Origin of the sequence: Thermomonas paludicola, from assembly GCF_024498955.1 — a bacterium.
Taxonomy (GTDB): domain Bacteria; phylum Pseudomonadota; class Gammaproteobacteria; order Xanthomonadales; family Xanthomonadaceae; genus Thermomonas; species Thermomonas paludicola.
In genome coordinates this window covers 757,619-778,914 of the sequence record NZ_CP093311.1, presented here as the reverse complement: position 1 = coordinate 778,914, position 21,296 = coordinate 757,619, and the positions used below count along the sequence as shown (strand labels likewise).

Sequence of the window (21,296 nt, the reverse complement as noted above, 5' to 3'; positions counted from 1 at the left end):
GTTCAGCCTCCCGTCGCCACCGGCCGCGACGCATCGGTAATCCAGCCACTCCAGGAACCGGTATAGAGCTTTGCCCCGCGCAACCCGGCACGTTCCATCGCCAGCAGGTCGTGGCAGGCGGTGACGCCGGAGCCGCACATCACCGCCACGTCGGCCGGATCGCGGCCATCGAGCAGCGCGCGGTATTCATCGGCCAGCTGCATCGGCGTCTTGAAGCGACCGTCTTCGCCCAGGTTCTGTGCATAGGGACGATTGACCGCGCCGGGCACATGCCCGGCCACGCGATCCAGCGGCTCCTCATCACCGCGGAAACGCGCGGGCGCGCGCGCATCCAGCAGCAGCTTGCCCTGCTCCAGATGGGCCTGCACGCCATCGGCATCCAGCAGCCGCGACTGGTCGAACTCGGCCCGGTACTGCGAGGTCATCGGCGCGCGCGGCTGCGAGGTGGTGGGCAAGCCCTGCGACACCCAGCGCGACCAGCCGCCATCCAGCACCGCCACTTTTTCGTGGCCCAGTGTGCGCAACAGGAACCACAGGCGCGCCGCCAGGGCGCCGTCGCTGCCGTCGTAGGCCACCACCTGCGTGGTCGGCTCGATCCCCCACTGCATGAGTTTGTCGAGGAACGCCCGTTGCTCCGGCCACGGATGACGCCCCTGCCCTTGCCGCGACATGTCGGACAAGTCGCGCTCCAGATTGGCGTAGATCGCGCCCGGCAGATGCCCGCGCCGCCATTCCTGTTCGCCCAACGCGGGATCCAGCAACGAGAACCGGCAATCCAGGATGGCCACGTCAGAGCGGTTCAGTGCCATCGAAAAGATGTCTGCCTGCACCACGGTTGTCCATCCAGCCATCACGCTCTCCCTTGGCTGGCATTCGCCAGCCGTTGCCGCAGGTTGTAAAGAATCGAAGCGGTCACGCCCCAGATCCGCTGTTGTTCATAACGGTATTGGAACACGTGGCGGGACAGGCCACCGAACTGCAGCTCGACTTGCTCCAGGCTGGCCGGGTCCAGCAGCAGCGACAATGGCACTTCGAACACCTCGGCCACCTCGCCAGGGTCGGGGCGGGCCACGAAACCGGGATCGATCAACGCCAGCAGCGGCAACACGCGGTAACCGGTGATGGTCAGCAGCGGATCCAGATACCCCAGGGCGCGCACCTGCCCTGCATCCAGGCCGACCTCCTCGTGCGCCTCGCGCAACGCAGCGGCGGCAGGGCTGGCATCCACACCTTCGATGCGTCCACCGGGAAAACTCACTTGCCCCGCATGCTGGCGCATGCGGTCGTTGCGCCGGGTCAGCAGCACCCCCGCGCCGGCCGGGCGCGGAATGATGCCCACCAGCACCGCGGCGGGGCGGGGCTGCGGCGGCAGCGGCAGCCCGTCCAGCTCGTGCAGGTTCCACGGGCGCTCCGCAGGCGGCACCGCCAGGGAATGCAGTGCCGGCAGCAGCCACGAGGCCAGCGCGTCGGGCTCCATCAATCGTCACCGCACGCTGCCGCGCGCGCCGGCAGCAAGGTCTCCATGGCGTGCAGGCGGGCGGCATCGCTCATTGCCGACCACGCCGCGATTTCGTCGGCAGTGCGGTGGCAGCCCCGGCACAGCCCCGCATCGTCGAGGGTACAAATGCCGGTGCAGGGGCTGAGCACGGCACGAAACTGGACACTCATGTGCATAGGGTACCCCCGAAACGCGATGCGCCGGCACAAGGCCGGCGCATCGAGGAACGCAACCCGCCGTGCGGGATTACTTCACCGCGCCCAGCTCGATCTGCATGGCCACGGCCTGCTTTGCGAACTGCTCGTTCTGACCGCCACCCAAGCCCTTGCCCGGCGGGATCACCACCTCCCACACCGCGCCCTGCTGCATCAACGGCAGGGTTTCCTTCAGCGCCGGGATTGGCGCATCGGCAGCCTTGAACGGCGGCGGCGTCTGCACGCCGCTGAGCGGCACGCCAACCGCGGCCAGGAAGCTGCGGAACGCGATCTGCACCTCGCTGGTCGCGCCCGGCTTGGCGCCGGTGCCCGCCTTGGCCACGCGGTACATGATGCCGCTGGGCAGCGTGATCACGCCCGGCTGCGCCTTGAACTTGCCGACGAAATCGACCGACTGCGCTTCGTTGTCGGCCAGCGCCCTGCGGAAGGCTTCCTGCGCCTTGATCTCAAGACGCTTCTGGAAACCGGCATAGGCCGTGCCCAATTGCTGCTCGGTGTAAGCCGGCTGCTTCTTGGCGAAGGCATCCTGCACGCCACGCACCACGGTGGCGATATCGATGGGCTCGCCGCCGCTTGCCAGTTCCTGGCCCAGCTGCCACCCGAAGGCGTAGCTGGCATGGGTCTTGTCGACCACCGGCATCGCCGCCGAATTGGCGGCCGAGGCGGCGGCTGGAGTTGCCGGCTTCGCAGGAGCTGCCGCCGGCTTGGACTGCGCCGAGGCAATGCCGGCGGTCAGGGTCAGGGCCGCCACGCTGGCAGCAATCAAACGCAACTTCATCCACAACCTCATTTGTCTGAGAAGCCGCAGAAGCGGCTACATGGGCCCGACATCATTGGCGGGCGGCTTGTCTCATCGGTCGAACAGCCCCGAGGCGACACGTTAGGATACTGGCCCCGGCCTTCCACGGCTACCGACGCTCCTCCTGCGACCCCCGGCAGCGGCCGAAGTTCCCCCATCCACCCTCTATTTTTGGACATTGCATGACTGACAGCCTGCTTTTGGTCGATACCGTCGACGGTGTGCGCACGATCCGCATCAACCGCCCCGACAAGCTGAACGCACTCAATGCGGCCACGCTGGATGCCCTGGATGCCGCATTCGGCGCTGCCGCCAGCGACGACGCGGTGCGCGTGGTGGTGCTGACCGGCGCGGGGCCCAAGGCCTTCGTGGCCGGCGCCGACATCGCCGAGATGAACACGCTCACCCCGGTGCAGGGCCGCGATTTCTCGCTGCGCGGCACGCGCATGATGCGGCGGGTGGAAAAACTGCCGAAACCGGTCATCGCGATGGTCAACGGCTTCGCCCTGGGCGGCGGGCTGGAACTGGCGATGTGCTGCCACCTGCGGATCGCCGCCGACACCGCCAAGCTGGGGCAGCCGGAAATCAACCTTGGCCTGATCCCGGGCTTTGGCGGCAGCCAGCGCCTGCTGCGCCTGTGCGGCCGCGCGGCCACGCTGGAACTTTGCCTGACCGGCGCGGCGATCAACGCGGAGCGTGCGCTGCAGCTGGGCATCGTCAACCGGGTCGTGCCTGCGGCGGAACTCGAGGCAGACACCATGACACTGGCCAGGCAGCTGGCCTCGGCCGCACCGCTGGCGCTGCGCGGCATGCTGGATTGCGTGAACATCGGTGGCGAGTGCGGCATCGAAGAGGGGCTGGAGTACGAATCCGCGCAGTTCGGCCTGATGTTTGCGACCGACGACATGCGCGAAGGCACCAGCGCGTTCCTCGAAAAGCGCAAGCCCGCGTTTGCGGGAAAATAAGGCCGCGTCCCCGGCATCCGCTGGCGTCTTCGCGAAGGCGGGGATCCAGCATTCGACTGGGCACTGACATGCAAGGCGAGAGGCTCGCCCGCGCGGGCATGACGAGCAACACATGCACATTCCCTGTCCAACCTGCAGCTGCGCACTCGAGCATCCGGCACACGCCCTGATGGCGGCGCTGCGCGAGGACGACCTCGACGCCGCGCTGTCGCTTGGCCTGCTCGACGCACAGCCCTGCCCGGCCTGCGCGCCGGAATGCGGCATCCGCCTGATCGAAGCACGCGACGCCCGCCGCTTCGCGCTGGCTGCGCGCGAGCGCCATCGCGCCCGCGCCGTGCGGCTGGCGCGGATCCAGGCAGAACGCGAGGCCGCGCGCCGGCCCGCACCGGCCCCGCAGGCACAACAGGCGGCCCTGCCTTCGGCCGCCGCGGATGCGCTGGCGCGCGCACTGGCAAAGGCGAAGGCGCGCCACGCATGAGCGCACCGCGCAAACCCCGCGCCGCGCGCGGCAGCAAGCTGACGCCCGGCGAGATCGCCGACCTGTTCACCCGCCTGCGCGATGCCAACCCGCATCCGACCACCGAGCTGGAATACGGCACGCCGTTCGAGCTGCTGGTCGCGGTGGTGCTGTCCGCGCAGGCCACCGACATCGGCGTCAACAAGGCGACCCGCAAGCTGTACCCGGTCGCCAACACGCCGGCCGCGATCCTGGCGCTGGGCGAGGACGGGCTGAAGGGCTGCATCAACACCATCGGCCTGTACAACGCCAAGGCCGCCAACGTGATTGCCCTGTGCCGATTGCTGCTGCAGCGCCACGACGGCGCAGTGCCGCGCACCCGCGAGGCGCTGGAAGCGTTGCCCGGCGTGGGCCGCAAGACCGCGAATGTCATCCTCAACACCGCGTTCGGCGAGCCGACCATCGCGGTGGACACGCACATCTTCCGCGTCGCCAATCGCACCGGGCTGGCGCCGGGCAAGGACGTGCGCGCGGTGGAAGACAAGCTGGTGCGGCTGGTGCCGGCCGAGTTCGCGCGCGACGCGCACCACTGGCTGATCCTGCACGGGCGCTACACCTGCAAGGCGCGCAAGCCGGACTGCCTGCATTGCCCGGTTCACGACCTGTGCCGCTGGCCCGATAAAGGCCCGTCGAGCTGGGTCAACTGAGCCGCGCGCACAAAAAAAAGCGGCAGACCGAAGTCCGCCGCCCGTGCCACTTCGTCTGGCCACTTCCTGGATCAGAAGCGGAACTCGCCCCACACGCCGAACTCGTCGGTCTTGAGATCCTTGGTCAGCAGCGCGTTCTTCTGGTCTGTGTGCTTGTACACGGTGGACAGCTTCACGCCCTTGGTGATCGGAAACTCCACGCCGACGTTGTAGTACGTGTCGCGCAGGGTCGGATCGAGGATCCTGCTCGGATCGGTGCGATCGTAGCGGGCGAACAGATTGATGCCCCCGTCGCCCAGGCCCGTGCTACCCCAAACCGACCAGCCGCTGGCCTTGTCGGCCGCCACGGTCAGCACGTTGTTCCAGTTCCTGGCCTGGAAGTATTCGGCGCCGAAGCGGGTGGTGCCGGACGCATAGGCGGCCAGGAAGTCGATGCGCTCGGCGTTGTGCAGGCTGTTGACGGTCTGCTTCTCCTTGCCGAGAGTGCCGTTGTAGAAGCCCAGCGCCAGTACCGTGTTCATGGTCGGCATGTAGCTCATCCGGCCTTCGAAATCCAACCCCTTGCTGCGGCTTGGGTTCTTGTAACCGTTGCCATTCAGCGCCGCGACTGCGTACTCCACCGAGCCGCCGGCGAGCTTGCCGCTGGCATGCACGCCCCAGTCGGCGGAGGTGCCGAACTTCAGTCGGTCGACCAGGGTGTTTTCGACATAACGCATGCCGTAGTAGTTCTCGGCGAACGGCACCCACGGCAGGTCGGTGGCACCGGCGCGCAGCACGAACGCGTCGCTGAGCTTGTACTGCACGTAGGCTTTCTTCAGGTAGATCTCGGTGGCGCCGATCGCCGAGGAATACTGGAAATCGGTGGTCAGGTTCATCGACCACTGGTCGTTGAACTTGTGGTCCACGCCCAGGTAGAAGCGCTTGATGTCGAAGGCGAAGCCGGACTTGTCGGTCTTCACGCCTTTGCTGCTGTCGTCGATGCTGGTCAGGTTGTAGTACATGCGCCCGCTGATGCTGGTGTCATTCAGCAGCTTGGCGAGCTTGTCCATCCTGCTCTTGGCCGCCTCCGCATCTTCATTGAGCTTGGCTTGGACCAGGTTGACGTCGGACTGTGCATCGGTGCGTTCTTCCAGACTCTGGATCTGCGCCTGCAGCGCGGCGACCTGCGCTTTCAGATCCGCAATGTCCCGGGCGCTGGGTGCGGTCTGCGCAACGGCATTGCAACTGGTGCTGCCAGCGACGACCAGGGCGATCGCGGCGGCCAAATGGGTGGGGCGCATGTAAAGACTCCGATGGAATGTGGGATTGCCTGAATGACCGTTGCGCGCAGGCTCTCGCCGGCGTCGCATGTCGGAGTTGAATTTCACATCCGTTTGATTGCAGTTTCATGGCGGTTGCGAGGTTTTCTTGCCGGTACCGCGCAAACACCGCCTCCCGCTTCGTGTCACGCAACTGTCACTGCAGCTTCCCGTGAATGTCACGCATGCGCGGTGAAATGCGCCACGAGACGGGCGAACCCGTCGCATCCGCTCATCAGGAGTCCTTACGTGTCCAAATCCTTCAAGCTCCGCATCGCCGCACTCGCGCTGGCCACCAGCTTCGCTGCAAGCGCCTTCGCCGCCGACATCACCGGCGCCGGCTCCACCTTCGTGTATCCAATCCTGTCGAAGTGGTCCGCCGACTACAACGCCGCCACCGGCAACAAGATCAATTACCAGTCGATCGGCTCCGGGGGCGGCATCGCCCAGATCAAGGCCGGCACCGTGGATTTCGGAGCCTCCGACAAGCCGCTGCCGCCTGACGAGCTGAAGAAATCCGGCCTGGGCCAGTTCCCGGTGGTGATCGGCGGCATCGTGCCGGTGGTCAACGTGCCCGGCGTCGCCCCCGGCGCGATGAAGCTGGACGGCACCTTGCTGGCCGACATCTTCCTGGGCAAGGTGACCCGCTGGAACGACCCGGCGATCGCCGCGCTCAACGGTGGCCTGCAGCTGCCGGACATGAAGATCACCGTGGTGCATCGCTCGGACGGTTCCGGCACCACCTTCAACTTCACCAATTACCTGTCCAAGGTCAGCCCGGACTGGAAGGCCAAGGTCAGCGAAGGCACCGCGGTCGCCTGGCCGGCCGGCGTGGGTGGCAAGGGCAACGAGGGCGTGGCGGCCTACGTCAAGCAGATCCGCGGCGGCATCGGCTACGTGGAGTATGCCTACGCGCTGCAGAACAAACTGACCTATTCACGCATGAAAAACGCCGCCGGCAACTTCGTGCAGCCGCGCGACGACACATTCTCCGCTGCCGCGGCTACCGCCAACTGGGCGTCGGCCAAGGATTTCAACCTGATCATGACCAATGCGCCGGGCGAGCAGGCCTGGCCGATCACCGCCACCACCTGGGCGATCATGTACAAGAAGCCGAAGAACGCCGCCCGCACCAAGGCCGCACTGGACTTCTTCAAGTGGTCGTTCGAGCACGGCCAGGCGCAGGCAAGCTCGCTGGATTACGTGCCTCTGCCCAATTCACTGGTCGGCCAGATCGAAGCCTATTGGGCGCAAAACATCAAGTAAGGCCGCAGCAAACCGGCAAGTCTTGCCGGGGTTGAATGCCAAGCGGGCCTCATGGCCCGCTCTTTTTTTGCAACCGATGCCGCATCCCGCAACGCCCTGCATACCCGGCGCCGCCGACTGTCATCCGGATGTCACAAAAACAGCGTTTCATGAGCGCTTCCGGGACACGCCCGGCGCCACCGCTACAGGAGCACGCCCATGAACCTCACACCCTCGCCCCGCCTCGCCGCCCTGGCCCTGTGCCTGCTGGTTGGCCTGGCCGCCTGCAAGAACGAGAGCACGCCGGCGACAGGGAACAGCGCCGGCACCCCCGCGGCAGGCGCCACTGCGGGCGACGAGGTGGCCGTGCAGATCACCGGTGCCGGCTCGACATTCGTCTATCCGCTGATTTCCAAGTGGTCGGACGACTACAACAAGGCCACCCGGCACAAGATCAACTACCAATCGATCGGCTCCGGCGGCGGCATCGCCCAGATCAAGGCCGGCACCGTGGATTTCGGCGCGTCGGACAAACCGCTGGCCTCTGACGAACTCGCTCAAGCGGGTCTCGCGCAATTCCCGGCCACCATCGGCGGCGTGGTGCCGGTCGTGAACGTGGAGGGCATCGCCGCCGGCAAGCTGCGCTTGACCGGCGCGCTGCTGGCCGACATCTACCTGGGCAAGGTCACGGCCTGGAATGATCCGGCGATCGCCGCGCTCAACCCGGGCGTGGCGCTGCCGGCCGGCAAGATCAGCGTGGTGCATCGCTCCGACGGCTCCGGCACCACCTTCAACTTCGTCAACTACCTGTCCAAGGTCAGCCCGGCGTGGAAGGCCAAGGTCGGCGAAGGCACCTCGGTTGGCTGGCCCACCGGCGTGGGCGGCAAGGGCAACGAGGGCGTGGCTGCTTACGTGAAGCAGATCAAGGGTGCCATCGGCTACGTCGAGCTGGCCTATGCCACCGAGAACACGATGGCATTCACCGCGATGCAGAACGCCGCCGGCAACTGGGTGCAACCAAGCGCCGAGACCTTCCAGGCCGCCGCCGCCAGCGCCGACTGGAAGAACGCCAAGGACTTCAACCTGGTGATCACCGACGCGCCCGGCGCGCAAGCTTGGCCGATCAGCGCCACCGTGTTCGTGCTGGCCTACCGCCAGCCGAAGGACGCGCAGCGCGCGCGCAACACCCTGGACTTCTTCAAGTGGGCGTTCGAGAACGGCCAGTCGCAGGCGAATGCGCTGCACTACGTGCCGCTGCCCGCGGAGCTGGTGCAACAAATCGAAGCCTACTGGGCCAGCGAGATCAAGGCCTGACCCCCGCGCCCGCCCCACGCCGTGGCGGCGGGCCGCACTGACACCGACACCCCACACACCATGAATGCCACTGCCCTGAGCGCCATCGAGCAGGCGCGCGAACGCGCCGACCAACGCACTGACAACGGCTTCCGTTGGCTGGTGACTGCTGCCGGCCTGTTCGTGCTGGTCACGCTGGGAGCAGCGGCGTTATCCATGCTCTGGGGCGGTCGCGAGGCCTTCATGAAATTCGGCCTCGCGTTCCTGTGGACCGGGCAGTGGGACGCGGTGCAGCAGCAGTTCGGTGCGCTGGTACCGATCTACGGCACCCTGGTCACGTCGTTCATCGCGATGGTGATTGCCGTGCCGGTGAGCTTCGGCATCGCCTTCTTCCTCACCGAAATCGCACCGAAGTGGCTGCGCGGCCCGGTCGGCGCGGCGATCGAACTGCTGGCCGGCATTCCCTCGATCATCTATGGCATGTGGGGCCTGTTCGTGCTGGTGCCGCTGCTGGGCGAACACGTGTTCCCGTGGGTGGATGGACACTTGGGCCAGCTGCCGCTGCTCGGGCATCTGTTCACCGGCCCGCCGCTGGGACTGGGCATGGGGACCGCAGGCCTGGTGCTGGCGATCATGGTGATCCCGTTCATTTCCTCGGTGATGCGCGAGGTGTTCCTGACCGTACCGGGCCGCTTGAAGGAATCCGCCTACGCATTGGGCTCCACCCGCTGGGAAGTGGTGTGGGACGTGGTGCTGCCGTACACCCGCTCGGCCGTGATCGGCGGCGTGTTCCTCGGGCTGGGCCGCGCCCTTGGCGAGACCATGGCGGTGACCTTCGTGCTGGGCAATGCACATTCGCTTACCGCGTCGTTGCTGGAACCCGGCAACTCGATCGCAGCCACCATTGCCAATGAATTCACCGAGGCCGACTCGGCGATGTACCGCTCCTCGTTGATCGCGCTGGGCTTCGTGCTGTTCATCGTGACCTTCATCGTCCTGAGCATCGCCCGGCTCATGCTGCGCCGGCTGAACAAGCGGGAGGGCAACTGATGGCCCTCTCGCTGCATGGCGTTCGCGCCGCCAAGAACGTGGCGGCCCAGGCACTGGCCGTGGCCGCCGCGGTCTTCGGCATCTTCTGGTTGGTGTGGATCGTCTGGACCACCCTGCGCATGGGCCTGAGCGCGCTGAACCTCGGCCTGTTCACCGAAATGACCCCGCCCCCGGGGGCCGAGGGTGGCGGCATGCTCAATGCGTTTTCCGGCAGCCTGCTGATGAGCGTGCTCGGCATCGCCCTGGGCGCACCGATCGGCGTGCTGGCCGGCACCTACCTGGCCGAATACTCCAGCAAAAGCCGGCTGGGTGACACCATCCGCTTCGTCAACGACATCCTGCTGTCGGCACCATCCATCGTGCTGGGCCTGTTCGTCTATACCCTGGTCGTCGCGCAGATGGGGCACTTCTCGGCGCTGGCCGGCGGGATCGCGCTGGGCATGATCGTGCTGCCAGTGGTGGTGCGCACCACCGACGAGATGCTGCGGCTGGTTCCCTCGCAGATGCGCGAGGCCGCGTTGTCGCTGGGCGTGCCGCAGTGGAAGGTGACGCTGCAGGTGCTGTACCGCAGCGCCCTGCCCGGCATCGTCACCGGCATTCTGCTGGCACTGGCGCGGGTCAGCGGTGAAACCGCACCGCTGCTGTTCAGCGCCCTGAACAACCAATACTGGACGACCGACATCCTGTCGCCAATGGCCAACGTGCCGGTGGTGATCTTCCAGTTCGCGATGAGCCCGTACGACAACTGGCACGCGCTGGCCTGGGCCGGTGCGTTTGTCCTGACCATGTTCGTGCTGCTGATCAGCATCGTCGCGCGCCTGATCGTGCGGCGTCACAAGGTCAGCCATGACTAATTCCTCGCAGGCTTCCCGACTCCCCATGAACGACCCCCGCCTGACCGTGGCCGCGCCGATGCGCGAGGCCCCCCAGCCCACCGCACCGCCGGTGAAGATTGCCGCGCGCAGCCTGAACTTCTGGTACGACAAGTACCACGCGGTGAAGAACATCAACCTGGACATCCCGGAAAAGAGGGTCACAGCACTGATTGGTCCGTCCGGCTGCGGCAAGTCCACCCTGCTGCGGGTGTTCAACCGCATCTATGCGCTATACCCCAAGCAGGTCGCCAAGGGCGAGGTGCTGCTGGGCGGCGAGAACATCCTCGATCCCAAATACCCGATGAACCGCCTGCGCAGCAAGGTCGGCATGGTGTTCCAGAAGCCCGTCCCGTTCCCGATGACGATCTTCGAGAATGTCGCCTACGGCATCCGCCACCACGAACGGCTGGGCAAGGCGGAGATGGAAGTTCGCGTCGAACAGGCGTTGCACCAGGCCGCGCTGTGGGACGAGGTCAAGGACAAGCTGAAGACCAGCGGTCTGGGCCTGTCCGGCGGTCAGCAGCAGCGCCTGTGCATCGCGCGCGCGGTGGCGCTGAAACCGGAGGTGCTGTTGCTGGACGAACCAACCTCGGCACTGGATCCAATTTCCACCAGCCGCATCGAACAACTGGTGGAAGAGCTCAAGCGCGACTTCACCATCATGATCGTGACCCATAACATGCAGCAGGCCGCACGCGTTTCCGACTACACCGCCTTCATGTACCTGGGCGATCTCGTCGAACACGGCGCCACCGAGCAGATTTTCTCCACCCCCGGCAAGCAACAGACCGAGGACTACATCACAGGCAGGTTCGGCTGATGAACGAGTATTCCCATATCGTCAAGAGCTACGACGACGAACAGCGCGCGCTGATGGACGAACTGATCCGCATGGGCCACATGGCCGCGGCGCAACTGGAAGCCGCGCTGGACGTGGTCGAGCGCCGCGATGACAAGGCCGCCGAACGCGTGGTCGGCAACGACGATGCGATCGACGCGTTGGAACAGCAGGTCAACCACGACGTGATCCACCTGATCCGCCGCGGCCCGCTGGCCGGCGACCTGCGGATGATCCTGGCCGCCCTGCGGGTGGCGTCGGACATCGAGCGGATCGGCGACTACGCCGCCAACATCGCCAAGCGTTCGATGGCACTGAACCTGTCGCCGCCGCTGCCGCACACCCGTGGGCTGGACGCGCTGGGGCGGATGGCCGCACGCCAGGTGCGTGACGTGCTTGAAGCCTACAGCGCGCGCGATGGCGAAGCCGCGCTGCAGGTTCGCGCCCGCGACGCGGAACTGGACACGCTCTACACCGGCCTGTTCCGCGAGCTGCTCACCTACATGATGGAAGATGCGCGCGTGATCACCCCCTGCACGCACTTGTTGTTCATGGCCAAGAACCTGGAGCGCATCGGCGACCATGCCACCAACATCGCCGAGAACGTGTGGTTCCTGCTCCACGGCGAAGAGCTCATGCCACCGCGCGAAAAGCGCGATGAAAGCAACACCACGGTGATCTGATCGCACCCGGCGGGCCGTCATGAACGGCGGCCACCGGCGCACTGGCCGCGCTACCGCGCAGGCGGTAGGATCGACGCTCCTCTTTCACGCCATCGCGCCCGGAGCCCGTCATGTCGCAGACCCACCCGAAATCCCTTGCGTTGGCGATTGGTGCTGCCGTCGCGGCAGGCTCGCTGTTCTCGATGCAGGCAATGGCCAGTGGCCATATGCAGCAAGCACAGACTGCCGGCACATCTGCCGGCGCCAAGGCCACCGAAGGCAAATGCGGCGAAGGAAAATGCGGTGCCGGGATGATGGCCGGCAACGACAAGGCCGCGCACGAAGGCAGCACTGGCATGGCGAAGATGGACACCGACAAGGACGGCCGCCTGTCGCGCGCCGAGTTCGCTGCTGCCCACGGTGGCAAGGATGACAAATTCGCAACCATCGACACCGATGGCGATGGCTTCATCAGCCAGAAAGAAATGGATGCCCACCACGCCGCAATGAAAAAGCCGGCTGCCGCAGGCAAAGCCGCGACCGAAGGCAAATGCGGCGAGGGCAAGTGCGGCAGCATGTAGCGCCGCATGGCTGACACCCTGCCCGGGCGCTGCGCTGGCCTTGGCTTGCGCCGCGCACTGCTGGATGCGTTGATCGAGGCGCCCGCGGGCGCCTTCGATTTTCTGGAATGCGCGCCGGACAACTGGATCGGCGTCGGTGGCGCACTGGGCGAGAAGCTGGTCGCGCTGTCCTCCCGGCACCCGCTGAGCTGCCACGGCCTGTCGCTGTCGCTGGGCGGCCCCGACCCCCTGGACGCGGACTTCCTGCGCCAGACCCGCGACTTCCTCGATCGGCACCGCGCCGTGATGTACAGCGAGCATTTGAGCTACTGCAGCGCCGATGGCCATCTGTACGACCTGCTGCCACTGCCGTTCACCGACGAAGCCGTGCGCCACGTTTCGGCGCGCATCCGCGCCGTGCAGGACGCGCTGGGCCGGCGCATCGCCGTCGAGAACGTCAGCTACTACGCAGCGCCCTACAAGGCGCTGGACGAGGCCGTCTTCATCAATGCCGTGCTGGCCGACGCCGACTGCGACCTGCTGCTGGACGTGAACAACGTCTTCGTCAACGCGATCAACCACGGTGACGACGCGCGCGCCTTCATCGCCGCGATGCCTGGCGAACGCATCGCCAGCTACCACGTTGCCGGCCACTTCGACGAAGCCGACGACCTGAAGATCGACACCCACGGCGCCGCGGTGAAGGACGACGTGTGGGCGCTGCTGGCGCACGCCTATGCCACCCACGGGGTGCGCCCCACCCTGCTGGAACGCGATTTCAACTTCCCGCCGCTACCGACGCTGCTGGCGGAAGTCGAGCGCATCCGCGCGCTCCAGGCGGACGCGCCATGAGTGCACTGCACGAGCAGCTGCGCGCGCTGGCCGCGCATGTGCGCGACCCCGGCACGCAGCCTGGCCCGCCCGGGATTGAAGATCGCCGCCTGAAGATCTACCGCGAACTGGTGTTCAACAACCTTGATGGCTTGCTTGGCGGCACGTTCCCGGTGATTCGCAGCACGCTGGGCGATGCCGACTGGCAGGCACTGTTGCGCTGCTTCCTGCGCATGCATCGCAGCCAGACGCCGCTGTTCACCCGGCTCGGTTTGGAGTTCGTGGAATTCCTGCAATCTTCCCCTGCCCACGTGCCAACGCCGCCATGGCTGGCCGAGCTGGCGCATTACGAATGGGCCGAACTTGGCCTGCAGTTGAGCGACGCCATCCCCACGGAACATGCTCCGGGGGCAGACTTTCTGGAGGACGTGCCGAGGCTCTCGCCGCTGGCGTGGCCGCTGGCCTACCGCTGGCCTGTGCATCGCCTCGGCCCGGACTACCAGCCGGAGACACCGCCGGATGTCCCCACGCTGCTCCTGCTGTGCCGCGACCGCGACGGCCGCGTGCAGTTCTCGCTGCTGTCGCCGCTGCTGTACCGGCTGCTGGAACGGGTTGCCGGCAGCGGACAGGCCAGCGGGCGAACACTGCTGCGGGCGCTTGCACAGGAGGCCGGGCATGCGGATTTCGACGCATTCCTGACCCAGGCCATGCCCATGTTGCAGCGCCTGCATGCGGATGGCGTGCTCACCTGGGCGCTCTGCTAGGCTTTGCCGATGACCGATTCGCAAGACAGCCCCGCCATCGTTCCCATGGCCGAACGTTTCCGCGGCTATCTACCGGTGGTGGTGGATGTGGAAACCGGCGGTTTCGACTGGACTACCAACGCGCTGCTCGAGATCGCGGCGGTGCCGCTTGAACTGGACGACGCCGGCCGTTTGGTGCCGGGCGAGGTGGCGCACGCGCATATCGCACCGGCAGCCGGCACCACCATCGACCCGAAGTCGCTGGAAGTGACCGGCATCAAGATCGGCCATCCGCTGCGCGGTGAACTGCCGGAGCGCGAGGGCCTGGACATCATTTTCGCCGCGGTGCGCGCCGCAGTGAAGAAACACGCCTGCCAGCGCGCCATCCTGGTCGGCCACAACGCCCACTTCGACCTGAATTTCCTCAACGCGGCCGTGGCGCGGGTGCAGCACAAGCGCAACCCGTTCCACCCGTTCAGCGTGTTCGACACCGTGACCCTTGCCGGGCTGGCCTATGGCCAGACCGTGCTGGCGCGGGCAGCAATGGCGGCCGGCATCGGCTGGGACCCGAACGAAGCGCATTCGGCGGTGTACGACACCGAGCAGACCGCGAAACTGTTCTGCACGATCGCCAATGGCTGGCGCCACGTGGCGGCGGCGTAGCGCAGCTCGCGCGACGCCGGCCTGCAGCATCAGGCCGGCGTTTTCGACGCGCCCCGCCGCCTGAACGAGCGCACGATGCCGTAAAGGCTCACCGCCATCCACGCCAGTTCAAGCACGAACACCGACGGGTTGAACGTGCCCAGCAGCGACACCAGCACGCCACCGGCGCCCAGCAGGTTGATCAGCTGGTAGACCAGCCCGGTTCCCGCCAGGCGCCCGGCCTGCAGCAGGAAAAACCCGAGCAGGATGGTGGCGGTGCCGAGCAGCCCTACCCAGTCGTACCACGCCAGATTCAGCGCCATCACGCGCCCCGCTGCCTGACCGCTTCGAACAAGGTCACGCCGCTGGCCACCGAGACATTCAGACTCTCGAATCCCCCCGGCATCGGAATTTTCACCAGCTGGTCGCAGGTGTCGCGGGTCAACCGGCGCAGGCCTTCGCCCTCGCTGCCCATCACCAGCGCCACGTTGCCGCGCAAGTCCAACGCATACAGCGAGGCTTCGGCCTCGCCGGCCAGGCCATAGATCCAGACGCCCGCCTTCTGCAGCTCACGCAGGCTGCGCGCGAGATTGGTGACGCTGAAGATCGGCAAGATATCCGCCGCGCCGGCGGAGGTCTTGCGCACGGTGGCATTGACCTGCACCGACTTGTCCTTGGGGATCACCACGGCAGTGGCGCCCGCGGCCGCCGCACTGCGCAGGCAGGCCCCCAGGTTGTGCGGATCCTGCACGCCGTCCAGCACCAGCACCAGCGCGCGGCCTTCCGCCGCTTCCACCAGGGCGGCAAGCTCGTGCTCGTCCCAGGTTTTCACCGCTGCATAGCGGGCTGCCGCGCCCTGGTGACGCACGCCACCGGCCACGCCGTCCAGCGCCTGCTGGGCGACGCGGCGCACGTCGATGTCCTTGCGCCGGGCCTGCTGCTCGATCTCGGTGATGCGCGGGTTCTTGCCACCGGCTTCCAGCAGCACTTCGCGCACGTGATCGGCGTCGTGTTCCAGCGCGGAGGCCACCGCGTTCAGACCGACGATCCATTGGGAGGGTTTGCTCATGCGGGTATTTTGCCTCAGCTCTTCCACGGCCCCCCCGCTTCGCAAGGGAGGATGCCGGAATCAGTACTTGCGCTTCCGTCGCTTGGCCGGTTGGCCACGCTCCGGTAGTGTCGGCAGGCCGGCGTCTTCCTCGGCCAGGCGGAAGTCGATCTTGCGCTCCTCCACGCTGGCCTTCAGCACCACGATCCGCACCCGGTCGCCGAGCCGGTACTGGTGGCCACGGCGATCGCCGGTCAGCGTTTTTCGCACCGCATCGAAATTGTAGAAATCACGCGGCAACTGGGTGACGTGCACCAGGCCATTGACCTTGGACTCGTCCAGTTCCACGAACAGGCCAAAGCTGGTCACGCCGCTGATGGTGCCGTCGAATTCCTTGCCGATGTGATCTTCCATCCACGCCGCACGATAACGCTCATCCACTTCGCGCTGCGCCTCGTCGGCGCGCCGCGAGCGCTCCGAGCACTGCAACGACAGCGCGGCCATTTCGTGCGGCGAGTAGGCGTATGTCTCCGGCTTGCCGCCGGCCAGCGCGTGCTTGATCGCGCGGTGTACCAGCAGGTCGGCGTAGCGACGGATGGGCGAAGTGAAGTGCGCGTAAGCCTCCAGCGCCAGCCCGAAGTGACCGATGTTGTCCGGCGCATACACGGCCAGCGACTGGCTGCGCAGGATCACCGACTCCAGCAGCGCGGCGTCGGGCCGCTCGCGGATCTTCTCCAGCAGGTTGCGGAAGTCCCTCGGCTGCACCTTGCTCCACGGCGGCAGCCGCAGGGTGAACTCCTTGAGGAATTCTTCCAGATCCGCGTACTTCGACTCCGGCGGACGATCATGGTCGCGATAGGGTGCCGGGATGTGCGCCGCGAGCAGGAACAACGCGGCCTGCACGTTCGCCGCGATCATGCATTCCTCGATCAGCTTGTGCGCGTCATTGCGTTGCAGCATGCCGGCCTGGGTCACCTCGCCGCGGGCATCCAGAACGAAGCGCACCTCGCTGCTCTCGAACTCGATGGCACCGCGCTTGGCGCGCGCCTTGTCGAGCACCTTGTAGAGCTGGTGCAGGCGCTGGACCTGCGGCAGCAGCGGGCCGATCTTCGCCAGCGCCGCGTCGTGGTCGTCTTCGGGAATGCCGTCGCCCACCGCGCACCACACATCGGTGTAGGTCAACCGCGCATGGGAATGCATCACTGCCTCGACGAAGCGCGATCCACGCACCACGCCATCGCGCCCGATCTGCATGTCGCATGCAAAACACAGCCGATCCACCGCCGGGTTCAGCGAGCAGATGCCGTTGCTCAGGGTCTCCGGCAGCATCGGCACCACGAACCCGGGGAAATAGACTGAAGTCGCGCGCAACTGCGCCTCCTCGTCCAGCGGGGTGCCGGGCCGCACGTAGTGCGACACGTCGGCGATGGCGACGATCAGGCGGAAGCCGTCCTGGTTCGGCTCGCACCACACCGCGTCATCGAAATCCTTGGCATCCTCGCCATCGATGGTGACCAGCGGCAGGCCGCGCAGGTCCACGCGCCCGGCACTATCTTCAGGCTGCACGTCCAACGGCACCGCGGTGGCCTGCGCCAACACCTCCGGCGCGAACTCATGCGGAATGTCGTGGCCGTGGATGGCGGCTTCCACCGCCTGCGAGGCGGTGAGCTTGTCGCCCAGCACCACCAGCACGCGACCAATGGGGGGCCGATGCGTATCGGGCGGCTGCACGATTTCGGCCACCACCAGCTGCCCCGCCTTCGCGTCGTTGCGGGCACCCGGCGGAATCATCACGTTGCGCTGGATGCGTTTGTCGTCCGGCACCACGTAACCGATCCCGAGTTCTTCGGTATAGCGGCCCAGCAATCGGGTCAGGCGGCGCTCCAGCACTTCGACGATGGTCGCTTCGCCGCGCCCGCGCCGGTCCACGCCGGTGACGCTGACCAGCACGCGATCACCGTGGCTGACCTTGCGCATTTCGTAAGGCGGCAGGAACAGGTCGTCCCCGCCTTTTTCCGGACGCAGGAAGCCAAAGCCGTCGGCATTGGCGATCACGCTGCCGGCGATCAGTTCCGCCTGCGCTGCCGGCACGTAACCGCCGCGCCGATTCTGCAGCAACTGCCCGGAGCGAAGCATCGCGCTCAGGCGCTTTTGCAGGGCATCAAAGCGATCAGGCTCGGCCAGCGCCAGCTTGCGCGCCAGTTCGGCCTCGTCCATCGGCCCGTCGTGCGCCGCCAGCACCTGCAGGATCATTTCCCGGCTGGCGATGGGGTTGGCGTAGCGCTGCGCCTCGCGCTGTGCATGCGGGTCGAAGGTGGGCGCAAATGGCGGCGGCTTCGGCCCGCGCTTGCCTGCGCGATCAGGGGTGGACGCCGGCAGCTGCGGCATCCACGGCGGCAATTTGCCTGCCGCCTTGCGTGCCTTGCCAGAACCAGGCGTGCCGCCGCCGGTCACCTTGTCGCGGCCCGGGCCGCGCTTGCTTGGGGGTTTGCTCATGCCGAGATGGTACAGCCCACGCAACAAACGCAGGCGCAATTGGAAAAAACTGTTGACAGCCCCGGCACTTCTCAGGATGATGTGCGGCTTCAACCGGCCCGGATGGCGGAATTGGTAGACGCACTAGCTTCAGGTGCTAGCGGGGGCAACTTCGTGGAGGTTCGAGTCCTCTTCCGGGCACCAGGTTGAAGAACAGCAACACGTCGAAACCCGCCCCTGTGGCGGGTTTTGTCGTTCCAGGGCACCGCAACCGGCATTGCATCCAGGCGCAACCACCAGGCATTTACGCGGGTTCGTGTCGGCGCACGGCCAACCAAGCCTCCTGGTCGTCCGTCAGATCCGTGCCAATACCCGATCCGACGAGTTGATCCAACAGCCGGCATGCATCGCCTTCGTTCCGCAAATCGATGCAGGACGTCTTCAGATACTGGCGGATGTCGTCATGGAGGCCCGGGTCAATCAGTCCCAACAAGGCCGCCATGCTGAATCCACCCGGATCCTTGGAAAACAGGAGCGCATCCAGGGCCAGTCGCAGGGCCTGGCGGATTTGCATCACGCGCTGCGGCGACAGCGGCTGCCTGTCGGCCCGCGATTCCGCCGCGTGTTTGCGCACGAGGGCCGGCGCATCGAAGCTGTCACGGCTGAACATGAGCCTCTCCGGCAAGTCATCGAAACACGCCATGAGTGCATGCGCGTGCACCGACTTCGGAACGATCATCCCATGAGGCGCCATGTGCATGACGGGTACGACCGTCGGCAATCCCTCGATCCTGTCTCCCTCCCCGCGCACTTTGACCAGCACCGCCGATGTTTCATCGGTGATCAGCCCGTATCGCAATGCAAGATCCGCACGATTGTCTTCCGGCGCATGTCGCCAGGCATGATCGCCAGCCAAGGCGCGTAGCGCCGGGGCCTGTTCAACGTCATGCAGGTCGAACTGCAAGTCCTCGGCGTTCGACTGCAGCCGCACTCGCGGCCGGCATGTTCGCCCCGCCGGCAGCATCGCCATCGCAGTAACGGCGTCCCCTGGATAGGCCACATCCACTGGCAACGGCCGCGCGTCCTGGCTGCCCCAGTCAATGCGGATCTGCAGCGGCCCTTCCTCGCGTGCCCGACGAAGCTGGCGCATCACCGCTTCATCGATGGGTTCGGCCGGCACGGCGCGCTCCAGAACCGCGCGAGTGCTGGCGGCTAGCGGCTCCAGAACGTCGGCGCCTGCGCTGCTTCCCACCGCAACAATGAAGATCCGAATACCGGCCTCGATGGCACGCGCCCGGGCGCCCTTGACCTCGCAGGGCTGTACGGCACCGTCGGTCACGAGAATGATGGCCCGGGTGCGACCAGATGCCTGCCCCACTGCACTCAACGCATCGATTGAACGGTCCAGCGCCTCGCCCATCTTCGTGCCACCAAGATCCGAATCGACCGTGTCCGCCAAGGACAGCATCGCTTCGCGCACGCGCATGCTTGCCGTCAACGGACGGCGGAAGAGCGGAACGATGCTGCTGCCGAAGCGCAAGATCTGGATGCGATCGTCGTCTTGCAACGCCCCGGCGACAGCACGCAACGCATCACGCGACTGCGCAATGGCATCACCACTCATGGAGCCGGAGCCATCCAGCACCAGGCACAGGTCACACGCAGCGACTGCGCGCAGGCGCTCCGACGTTGTGAAGGTGAGCATCCCGATGGCACCATCGCCGTCCGCAACCAGACGGCCTTGCGCGCTGAAGTCGCCGGGCAGATCGAACACGAGCACCAAGTCGCGATCAAGCATGGCTTGGTTCAATTGCAGGCATCGCGCATCGCCGTCCGACGAGAAGCGCGCGCCGTGGGTCGCGCAGTTCACCGGCGCCCGCGCAAGCAACCCCAGTATGCGTATCGAAGCCTCCAGGGGATGCTCGGCGGCGAAGTCGTGCCGGGGTTCGTCAAGCTCATCCAGCTTGCTTCGTCCGTAGCGTGGCCGATGCACCAAAGGAAGACTGAATCGTGCGGCCCGGTCGGCAGTGTGTAGCGGCGCGGCAAAACGCAGCACGATCTCGCCGTCTTCGCCCGACTTCAGGTTGCCCAGATTCACGCACAGCATTCCCGGCTCAAGGCGCTCGAGCAGCACCGCGCTGTCTCCTTCTGTGATGGCGTCATCGTAGTTGCGGCTGGCCTGCTGTCGGGGCAAGACCCGTGCAACCAATTGTTCGCCTGCCAGGGTGGCCTCCATCCCCATGAATGCCGAGTCCAGCGGCACGGGGAAGGAATACACGGCTTCAATTGGGTCATCAGTGTCGTTGCGGAAGCCATGGCGCAGCTCGTATTCGGCAACGAGATCGGTGATGGTGACTGTCAGCGTACTGCTGGCAAGCAACGAGGTTGGGCGGCGACGGTTTGAACGGTTCATGCTTCAGATCCCCTGTTTGTGTCGGTCAGTCCTGCTCTTGTGCGCGTTCGGGGCAGCGGTGGATCACGCAACGCCTCGCAAGCGTCCTGCACCGAGCGCAGCAGCGATCGCAGCTGGGCTTGCGTCAATCCGGCCCGCTCGGGCGCCACCACCAGTTCCAGTCCATCGGCCACGATCAAGTGCGAACGCACCTCGATCGCCCCGGGCCGCGCGGGCGCCACAGGCGGTGCACTCCTGGCCTGGAGCAACCCCGCAATGGCATCCAATGACAGCCCGGTGTCTTGCCATTGCTTGATGCGCAGAAGATCAGCGAGATGGATATCGGTGTAGTACGCGCCGCGCTTCTCACCCTCGGGCGCAGGAAGCAAGCCTTTCTGGATGTAGTACCTGACCGTGCGTCCCGGGATGCCAGCGCGCTCGCTCAGCTGCTGCAAGGTCAATTTCATATCAGACACCTTAATCGACACCAATAGTGTCACTTAAAGTTTCGAAGGTGTCAACTCCCCCTCCAAGGCCACCGAGGCCGGCTCTCCTGCTGGGTCATGGGCGGCGAATTCGCGCAGGATCGCGTGACGGCCCAAGCGCCATCGAGAACCCTGGCGTAGTGACGCATCCGCAAAACAAAAACCCGCCGATGGCGGGTTCTTCATGCTGCATGACGCCCTTGCAGGCCGACCGCTTC

Annotated in this window: 21 protein-coding genes, 1 tRNA gene and 1 pseudogene; 14 read left to right on the top strand and 9 right to left on the bottom strand. The window is 66.1% G+C overall.

The genetic code is table 11. The features are described 5' to 3' along the window. Positions 1–2: 2 nt before the first annotated feature. The 3 genes and pseudogenes from LIW09_RS03740 to LIW09_RS03730 all read right to left on the bottom strand — a co-directional run bounded on the left by LIW09_RS03740 (position 3) and on the right by LIW09_RS03730 (position 2,491). Positions 3–851 (bottom strand): sulfurtransferase, encoded by an 849-nt coding sequence (locus LIW09_RS03740; protein WP_256646626.1) that lies wholly within the window; start codon positions 849–851, stop codon positions 3–5. Beyond that, positions 851–1,668, bottom strand: a pseudogene (locus LIW09_RS03735) (CoA pyrophosphatase). The gene LIW09_RS03740 and the pseudogene LIW09_RS03735 overlap by 1 nt, the downstream one beginning before the upstream one ends. 76 nt (positions 1,669–1,744) lie before the next feature. Beyond that, complete coding sequence (locus LIW09_RS03730) at positions 1,745–2,491, bottom strand: FKBP-type peptidyl-prolyl cis-trans isomerase N-terminal domain-containing protein (RefSeq protein ID WP_256646625.1); 747 nt, start codon at positions 2,489–2,491, stop codon at positions 1,745–1,747. A gap of 203 nt (positions 2,492–2,694) precedes the next feature. On the opposite strand from LIW09_RS03730, the gene LIW09_RS03725 reads away from it, so the two are divergent. The 3 genes from LIW09_RS03725 to nth all read left to right on the top strand — a co-directional run bounded on the left by LIW09_RS03725 (position 2,695) and on the right by nth (position 4,641). Continuing rightward, positions 2,695–3,477 (top strand): enoyl-CoA hydratase/isomerase family protein, encoded by a 783-nt coding sequence (locus tag LIW09_RS03725; protein WP_256646624.1) that lies wholly within the window; start codon positions 2,695–2,697, stop codon positions 3,475–3,477. Positions 3,478–3,589: 112 nt separating this feature from the next. Further along, positions 3,590–3,955, top strand: a complete 366-nt coding sequence (locus tag LIW09_RS03720) for a hypothetical protein (protein ID WP_256646623.1) — start codon at positions 3,590–3,592, stop codon at positions 3,953–3,955. Further along, positions 3,952–4,641: an endonuclease III gene (gene nth / locus LIW09_RS03715; RefSeq protein WP_256646622.1), complete on the top strand. Its 690-nt coding sequence runs from the start codon at positions 3,952–3,954 to the stop codon at positions 4,639–4,641. The genes LIW09_RS03720 and nth overlap by 4 nt, the downstream gene beginning before the upstream one ends. Positions 4,642–4,712: 71 nt before the next feature. Here nth and LIW09_RS03710 read toward each other — a convergent pair whose 3' ends face one another. Beyond that, positions 4,713–5,921 (bottom strand): porin, encoded by a 1,209-nt coding sequence (locus tag LIW09_RS03710; RefSeq protein ID WP_256646621.1) that lies wholly within the window; start codon positions 5,919–5,921, stop codon positions 4,713–4,715. Between the two features lie 267 nt (positions 5,922–6,188). Between LIW09_RS03710 and pstS (LIW09_RS03705) the strand changes: the two genes are divergently transcribed. The 10 genes from pstS (LIW09_RS03705) (at position 6,189) to rnt (ending at position 14,699) form a co-directional block, all read left to right on the top strand. Next, entirely contained in the window at positions 6,189–7,205 is a 1,017-nt protein-coding gene (gene pstS / locus LIW09_RS03705; RefSeq protein WP_256646620.1) for a phosphate ABC transporter substrate-binding protein PstS, read from the top strand. Between the two features lie 198 nt (positions 7,206–7,403). Continuing rightward, on the top strand, positions 7,404–8,498 hold the full coding sequence (pstS, locus tag LIW09_RS03700; RefSeq protein WP_256646619.1) for a phosphate ABC transporter substrate-binding protein PstS: 1,095 nt from the start codon (positions 7,404–7,406) through the stop codon (positions 8,496–8,498). 60 nt (positions 8,499–8,558) lie between these two features. After that, positions 8,559–9,527 (top strand): phosphate ABC transporter permease subunit PstC, encoded by a 969-nt coding sequence (gene pstC, locus LIW09_RS03695; RefSeq protein WP_256646618.1) that lies wholly within the window; start codon positions 8,559–8,561, stop codon positions 9,525–9,527. Further along, entirely contained in the window at positions 9,527–10,381 is an 855-nt protein-coding gene (gene pstA / locus LIW09_RS03690; protein ID WP_256646617.1) for a phosphate ABC transporter permease PstA, read from the top strand. Before pstC ends, pstA begins: the two co-directional genes overlap by 1 nt. A gap of 25 nt (positions 10,382–10,406) precedes the next feature. Beyond that, positions 10,407–11,222 carry a phosphate ABC transporter ATP-binding protein PstB gene (pstB, locus tag LIW09_RS03685; RefSeq protein WP_425507911.1) on the top strand — a complete coding sequence of 272 codons (816 nt, stop codon included), beginning with the start codon at positions 10,407–10,409 and terminating at the stop codon, positions 11,220–11,222. Further along, the gene (gene phoU / locus LIW09_RS03680) at positions 11,222–11,923 is read left to right on the top strand and encodes a phosphate signaling complex protein PhoU (protein ID WP_256646616.1); all 702 of its coding nucleotides are present in this window, start codon (positions 11,222–11,224) and stop codon (positions 11,921–11,923) included. Before pstB ends, phoU begins: the two co-directional genes overlap by 1 nt. 110 nt (positions 11,924–12,033) lie before the next feature. After that, positions 12,034–12,483: an HvfA family oxazolone/thioamide-modified RiPP metallophore gene (locus tag LIW09_RS03675; protein WP_256646615.1), complete on the top strand. Its 450-nt coding sequence runs from the start codon at positions 12,034–12,036 to the stop codon at positions 12,481–12,483. A gap of 6 nt (positions 12,484–12,489) precedes the next feature. After that, the gene (locus LIW09_RS03670; RefSeq protein ID WP_256646614.1) at positions 12,490–13,314 is read left to right on the top strand and encodes an HvfB family MNIO-type RiPP peptide maturase; all 825 of its coding nucleotides are present in this window, start codon (positions 12,490–12,492) and stop codon (positions 13,312–13,314) included. After that, the gene (locus LIW09_RS03665) at positions 13,311–14,057 is read left to right on the top strand and encodes an HvfC family RiPP maturation protein (protein WP_256646613.1); all 747 of its coding nucleotides are present in this window, start codon (positions 13,311–13,313) and stop codon (positions 14,055–14,057) included. The genes LIW09_RS03670 and LIW09_RS03665 overlap by 4 nt, the downstream gene beginning before the upstream one ends. 9 nt (positions 14,058–14,066) lie before the next feature. After that, complete coding sequence (gene rnt, locus LIW09_RS03660) at positions 14,067–14,699, top strand: ribonuclease T (RefSeq protein ID WP_256646612.1); 633 nt, start codon at positions 14,067–14,069, stop codon at positions 14,697–14,699. Positions 14,700–14,728: 29 nt separating this feature from the next. On the opposite strand, the gene LIW09_RS03655 is transcribed toward rnt, so the two are convergent. Genes LIW09_RS03655 through rnr form a run of 3 tightly spaced genes read right to left on the bottom strand, consistent with a single transcriptional unit; the run spans position 14,729 to position 18,222 of the window. Further along, positions 14,729–15,001 carry a CBU_0592 family membrane protein gene (locus LIW09_RS03655; RefSeq protein ID WP_256646611.1) on the bottom strand — a complete coding sequence of 91 codons (273 nt, stop codon included), beginning with the start codon at positions 14,999–15,001 and terminating at the stop codon, positions 14,729–14,731. Then, positions 15,001–15,747, bottom strand: coding sequence for a 23S rRNA (guanosine(2251)-2'-O)-methyltransferase RlmB (rlmB, locus tag LIW09_RS03650; RefSeq protein ID WP_256646610.1), 747 nt, complete (start codon positions 15,745–15,747; stop codon positions 15,001–15,003). The genes LIW09_RS03655 and rlmB overlap by 1 nt, the downstream gene beginning before the upstream one ends. A gap of 60 nt (positions 15,748–15,807) precedes the next feature. Beyond that, positions 15,808–18,222, bottom strand: a complete 2,415-nt coding sequence (gene rnr / locus LIW09_RS03645; protein WP_338064831.1) for a ribonuclease R — start codon at positions 18,220–18,222, stop codon at positions 15,808–15,810. A 96-nt stretch (positions 18,223–18,318) separates the two neighbouring features. Between rnr and LIW09_RS03640 the strand changes: the two genes are divergently transcribed. Further along, a tRNA-Leu gene (locus LIW09_RS03640) sits at positions 18,319–18,405 on the top strand. A 100-nt stretch (positions 18,406–18,505) separates the two neighbouring features. Here the strand turns inward: LIW09_RS03640 and LIW09_RS03635 are convergent. Beyond that, entirely contained in the window at positions 18,506–20,614 is a 2,109-nt protein-coding gene (locus tag LIW09_RS03635; protein ID WP_256646609.1) for a VIT domain-containing protein, read from the bottom strand. Next, the gene (locus LIW09_RS03630; protein WP_256646608.1) at positions 20,611–21,060 is read right to left on the bottom strand and encodes a MerR family transcriptional regulator; all 450 of its coding nucleotides are present in this window, start codon (positions 21,058–21,060) and stop codon (positions 20,611–20,613) included. Before LIW09_RS03630 ends, LIW09_RS03635 begins: the two co-directional genes overlap by 4 nt. Between the last annotated feature and the right edge of the window lie 236 nt (positions 21,061–21,296).

What these genes read in the sequence shown, in the direction of transcription:
- LIW09_RS03740 (WP_256646626.1), bottom strand. Translation starts at nt 851, where the DNA reads ATGGCTGGATGGACAACCGTGGTGCAGGCAGACATCTTTTCGATGGCA.
- LIW09_RS03730 (WP_256646625.1), bottom strand. Translation starts at nt 2,491, where the DNA reads ATGAAGTTGCGTTTGATTGCTGCCAGCGTGGCGGCCCTGACCCTGACC.
- LIW09_RS03725 (WP_256646624.1), top strand. Translation starts at nt 2,695, where the DNA reads ATGACTGACAGCCTGCTTTTGGTCGATACCGTCGACGGTGTGCGCACG.
- LIW09_RS03720 (WP_256646623.1), top strand. Translation starts at nt 3,590, where the DNA reads ATGCACATTCCCTGTCCAACCTGCAGCTGCGCACTCGAGCATCCGGCA.
- nth (WP_256646622.1), top strand. Translation starts at nt 3,952, where the DNA reads ATGAGCGCACCGCGCAAACCCCGCGCCGCGCGCGGCAGCAAGCTGACG.
- LIW09_RS03710 (WP_256646621.1), bottom strand. Translation starts at nt 5,921, where the DNA reads ATGCGCCCCACCCATTTGGCCGCCGCGATCGCCCTGGTCGTCGCTGGC.
- pstS (WP_256646619.1), top strand. Translation starts at nt 7,404, where the DNA reads ATGAACCTCACACCCTCGCCCCGCCTCGCCGCCCTGGCCCTGTGCCTG.
- pstC (WP_256646618.1), top strand. Translation starts at nt 8,559, where the DNA reads ATGAATGCCACTGCCCTGAGCGCCATCGAGCAGGCGCGCGAACGCGCC.
- pstA (WP_256646617.1), top strand. Translation starts at nt 9,527, where the DNA reads ATGGCCCTCTCGCTGCATGGCGTTCGCGCCGCCAAGAACGTGGCGGCC.
- pstB (WP_425507911.1), top strand. Translation starts at nt 10,407, where the DNA reads ATGAACGACCCCCGCCTGACCGTGGCCGCGCCGATGCGCGAGGCCCCC.
- phoU (WP_256646616.1), top strand. Translation starts at nt 11,222, where the DNA reads ATGAACGAGTATTCCCATATCGTCAAGAGCTACGACGACGAACAGCGC.
- LIW09_RS03675 (WP_256646615.1), top strand. Translation starts at nt 12,034, where the DNA reads ATGTCGCAGACCCACCCGAAATCCCTTGCGTTGGCGATTGGTGCTGCC.
- LIW09_RS03670 (WP_256646614.1), top strand. Translation starts at nt 12,490, where the DNA reads ATGGCTGACACCCTGCCCGGGCGCTGCGCTGGCCTTGGCTTGCGCCGC.
- LIW09_RS03665 (WP_256646613.1), top strand. Translation starts at nt 13,311, where the DNA reads ATGAGTGCACTGCACGAGCAGCTGCGCGCGCTGGCCGCGCATGTGCGC.
- rnt (WP_256646612.1), top strand. Translation starts at nt 14,067, where the DNA reads ATGACCGATTCGCAAGACAGCCCCGCCATCGTTCCCATGGCCGAACGT.
- LIW09_RS03655 (WP_256646611.1), bottom strand. Translation starts at nt 15,001, where the DNA reads ATGGCGCTGAATCTGGCGTGGTACGACTGGGTAGGGCTGCTCGGCACC.
- rlmB (WP_256646610.1), bottom strand. Translation starts at nt 15,747, where the DNA reads ATGAGCAAACCCTCCCAATGGATCGTCGGTCTGAACGCGGTGGCCTCC.
- rnr (WP_338064831.1), bottom strand. Translation starts at nt 18,222, where the DNA reads ATGAGCAAACCCCCAAGCAAGCGCGGCCCGGGCCGCGACAAGGTGACC.
- LIW09_RS03635 (WP_256646609.1), bottom strand. Translation starts at nt 20,614, where the DNA reads ATGAACCGTTCAAACCGTCGCCGCCCAACCTCGTTGCTTGCCAGCAGT.
- LIW09_RS03630 (WP_256646608.1), bottom strand. Translation starts at nt 21,060, where the DNA reads ATGAAATTGACCTTGCAGCAGCTGAGCGAGCGCGCTGGCATCCCGGGA.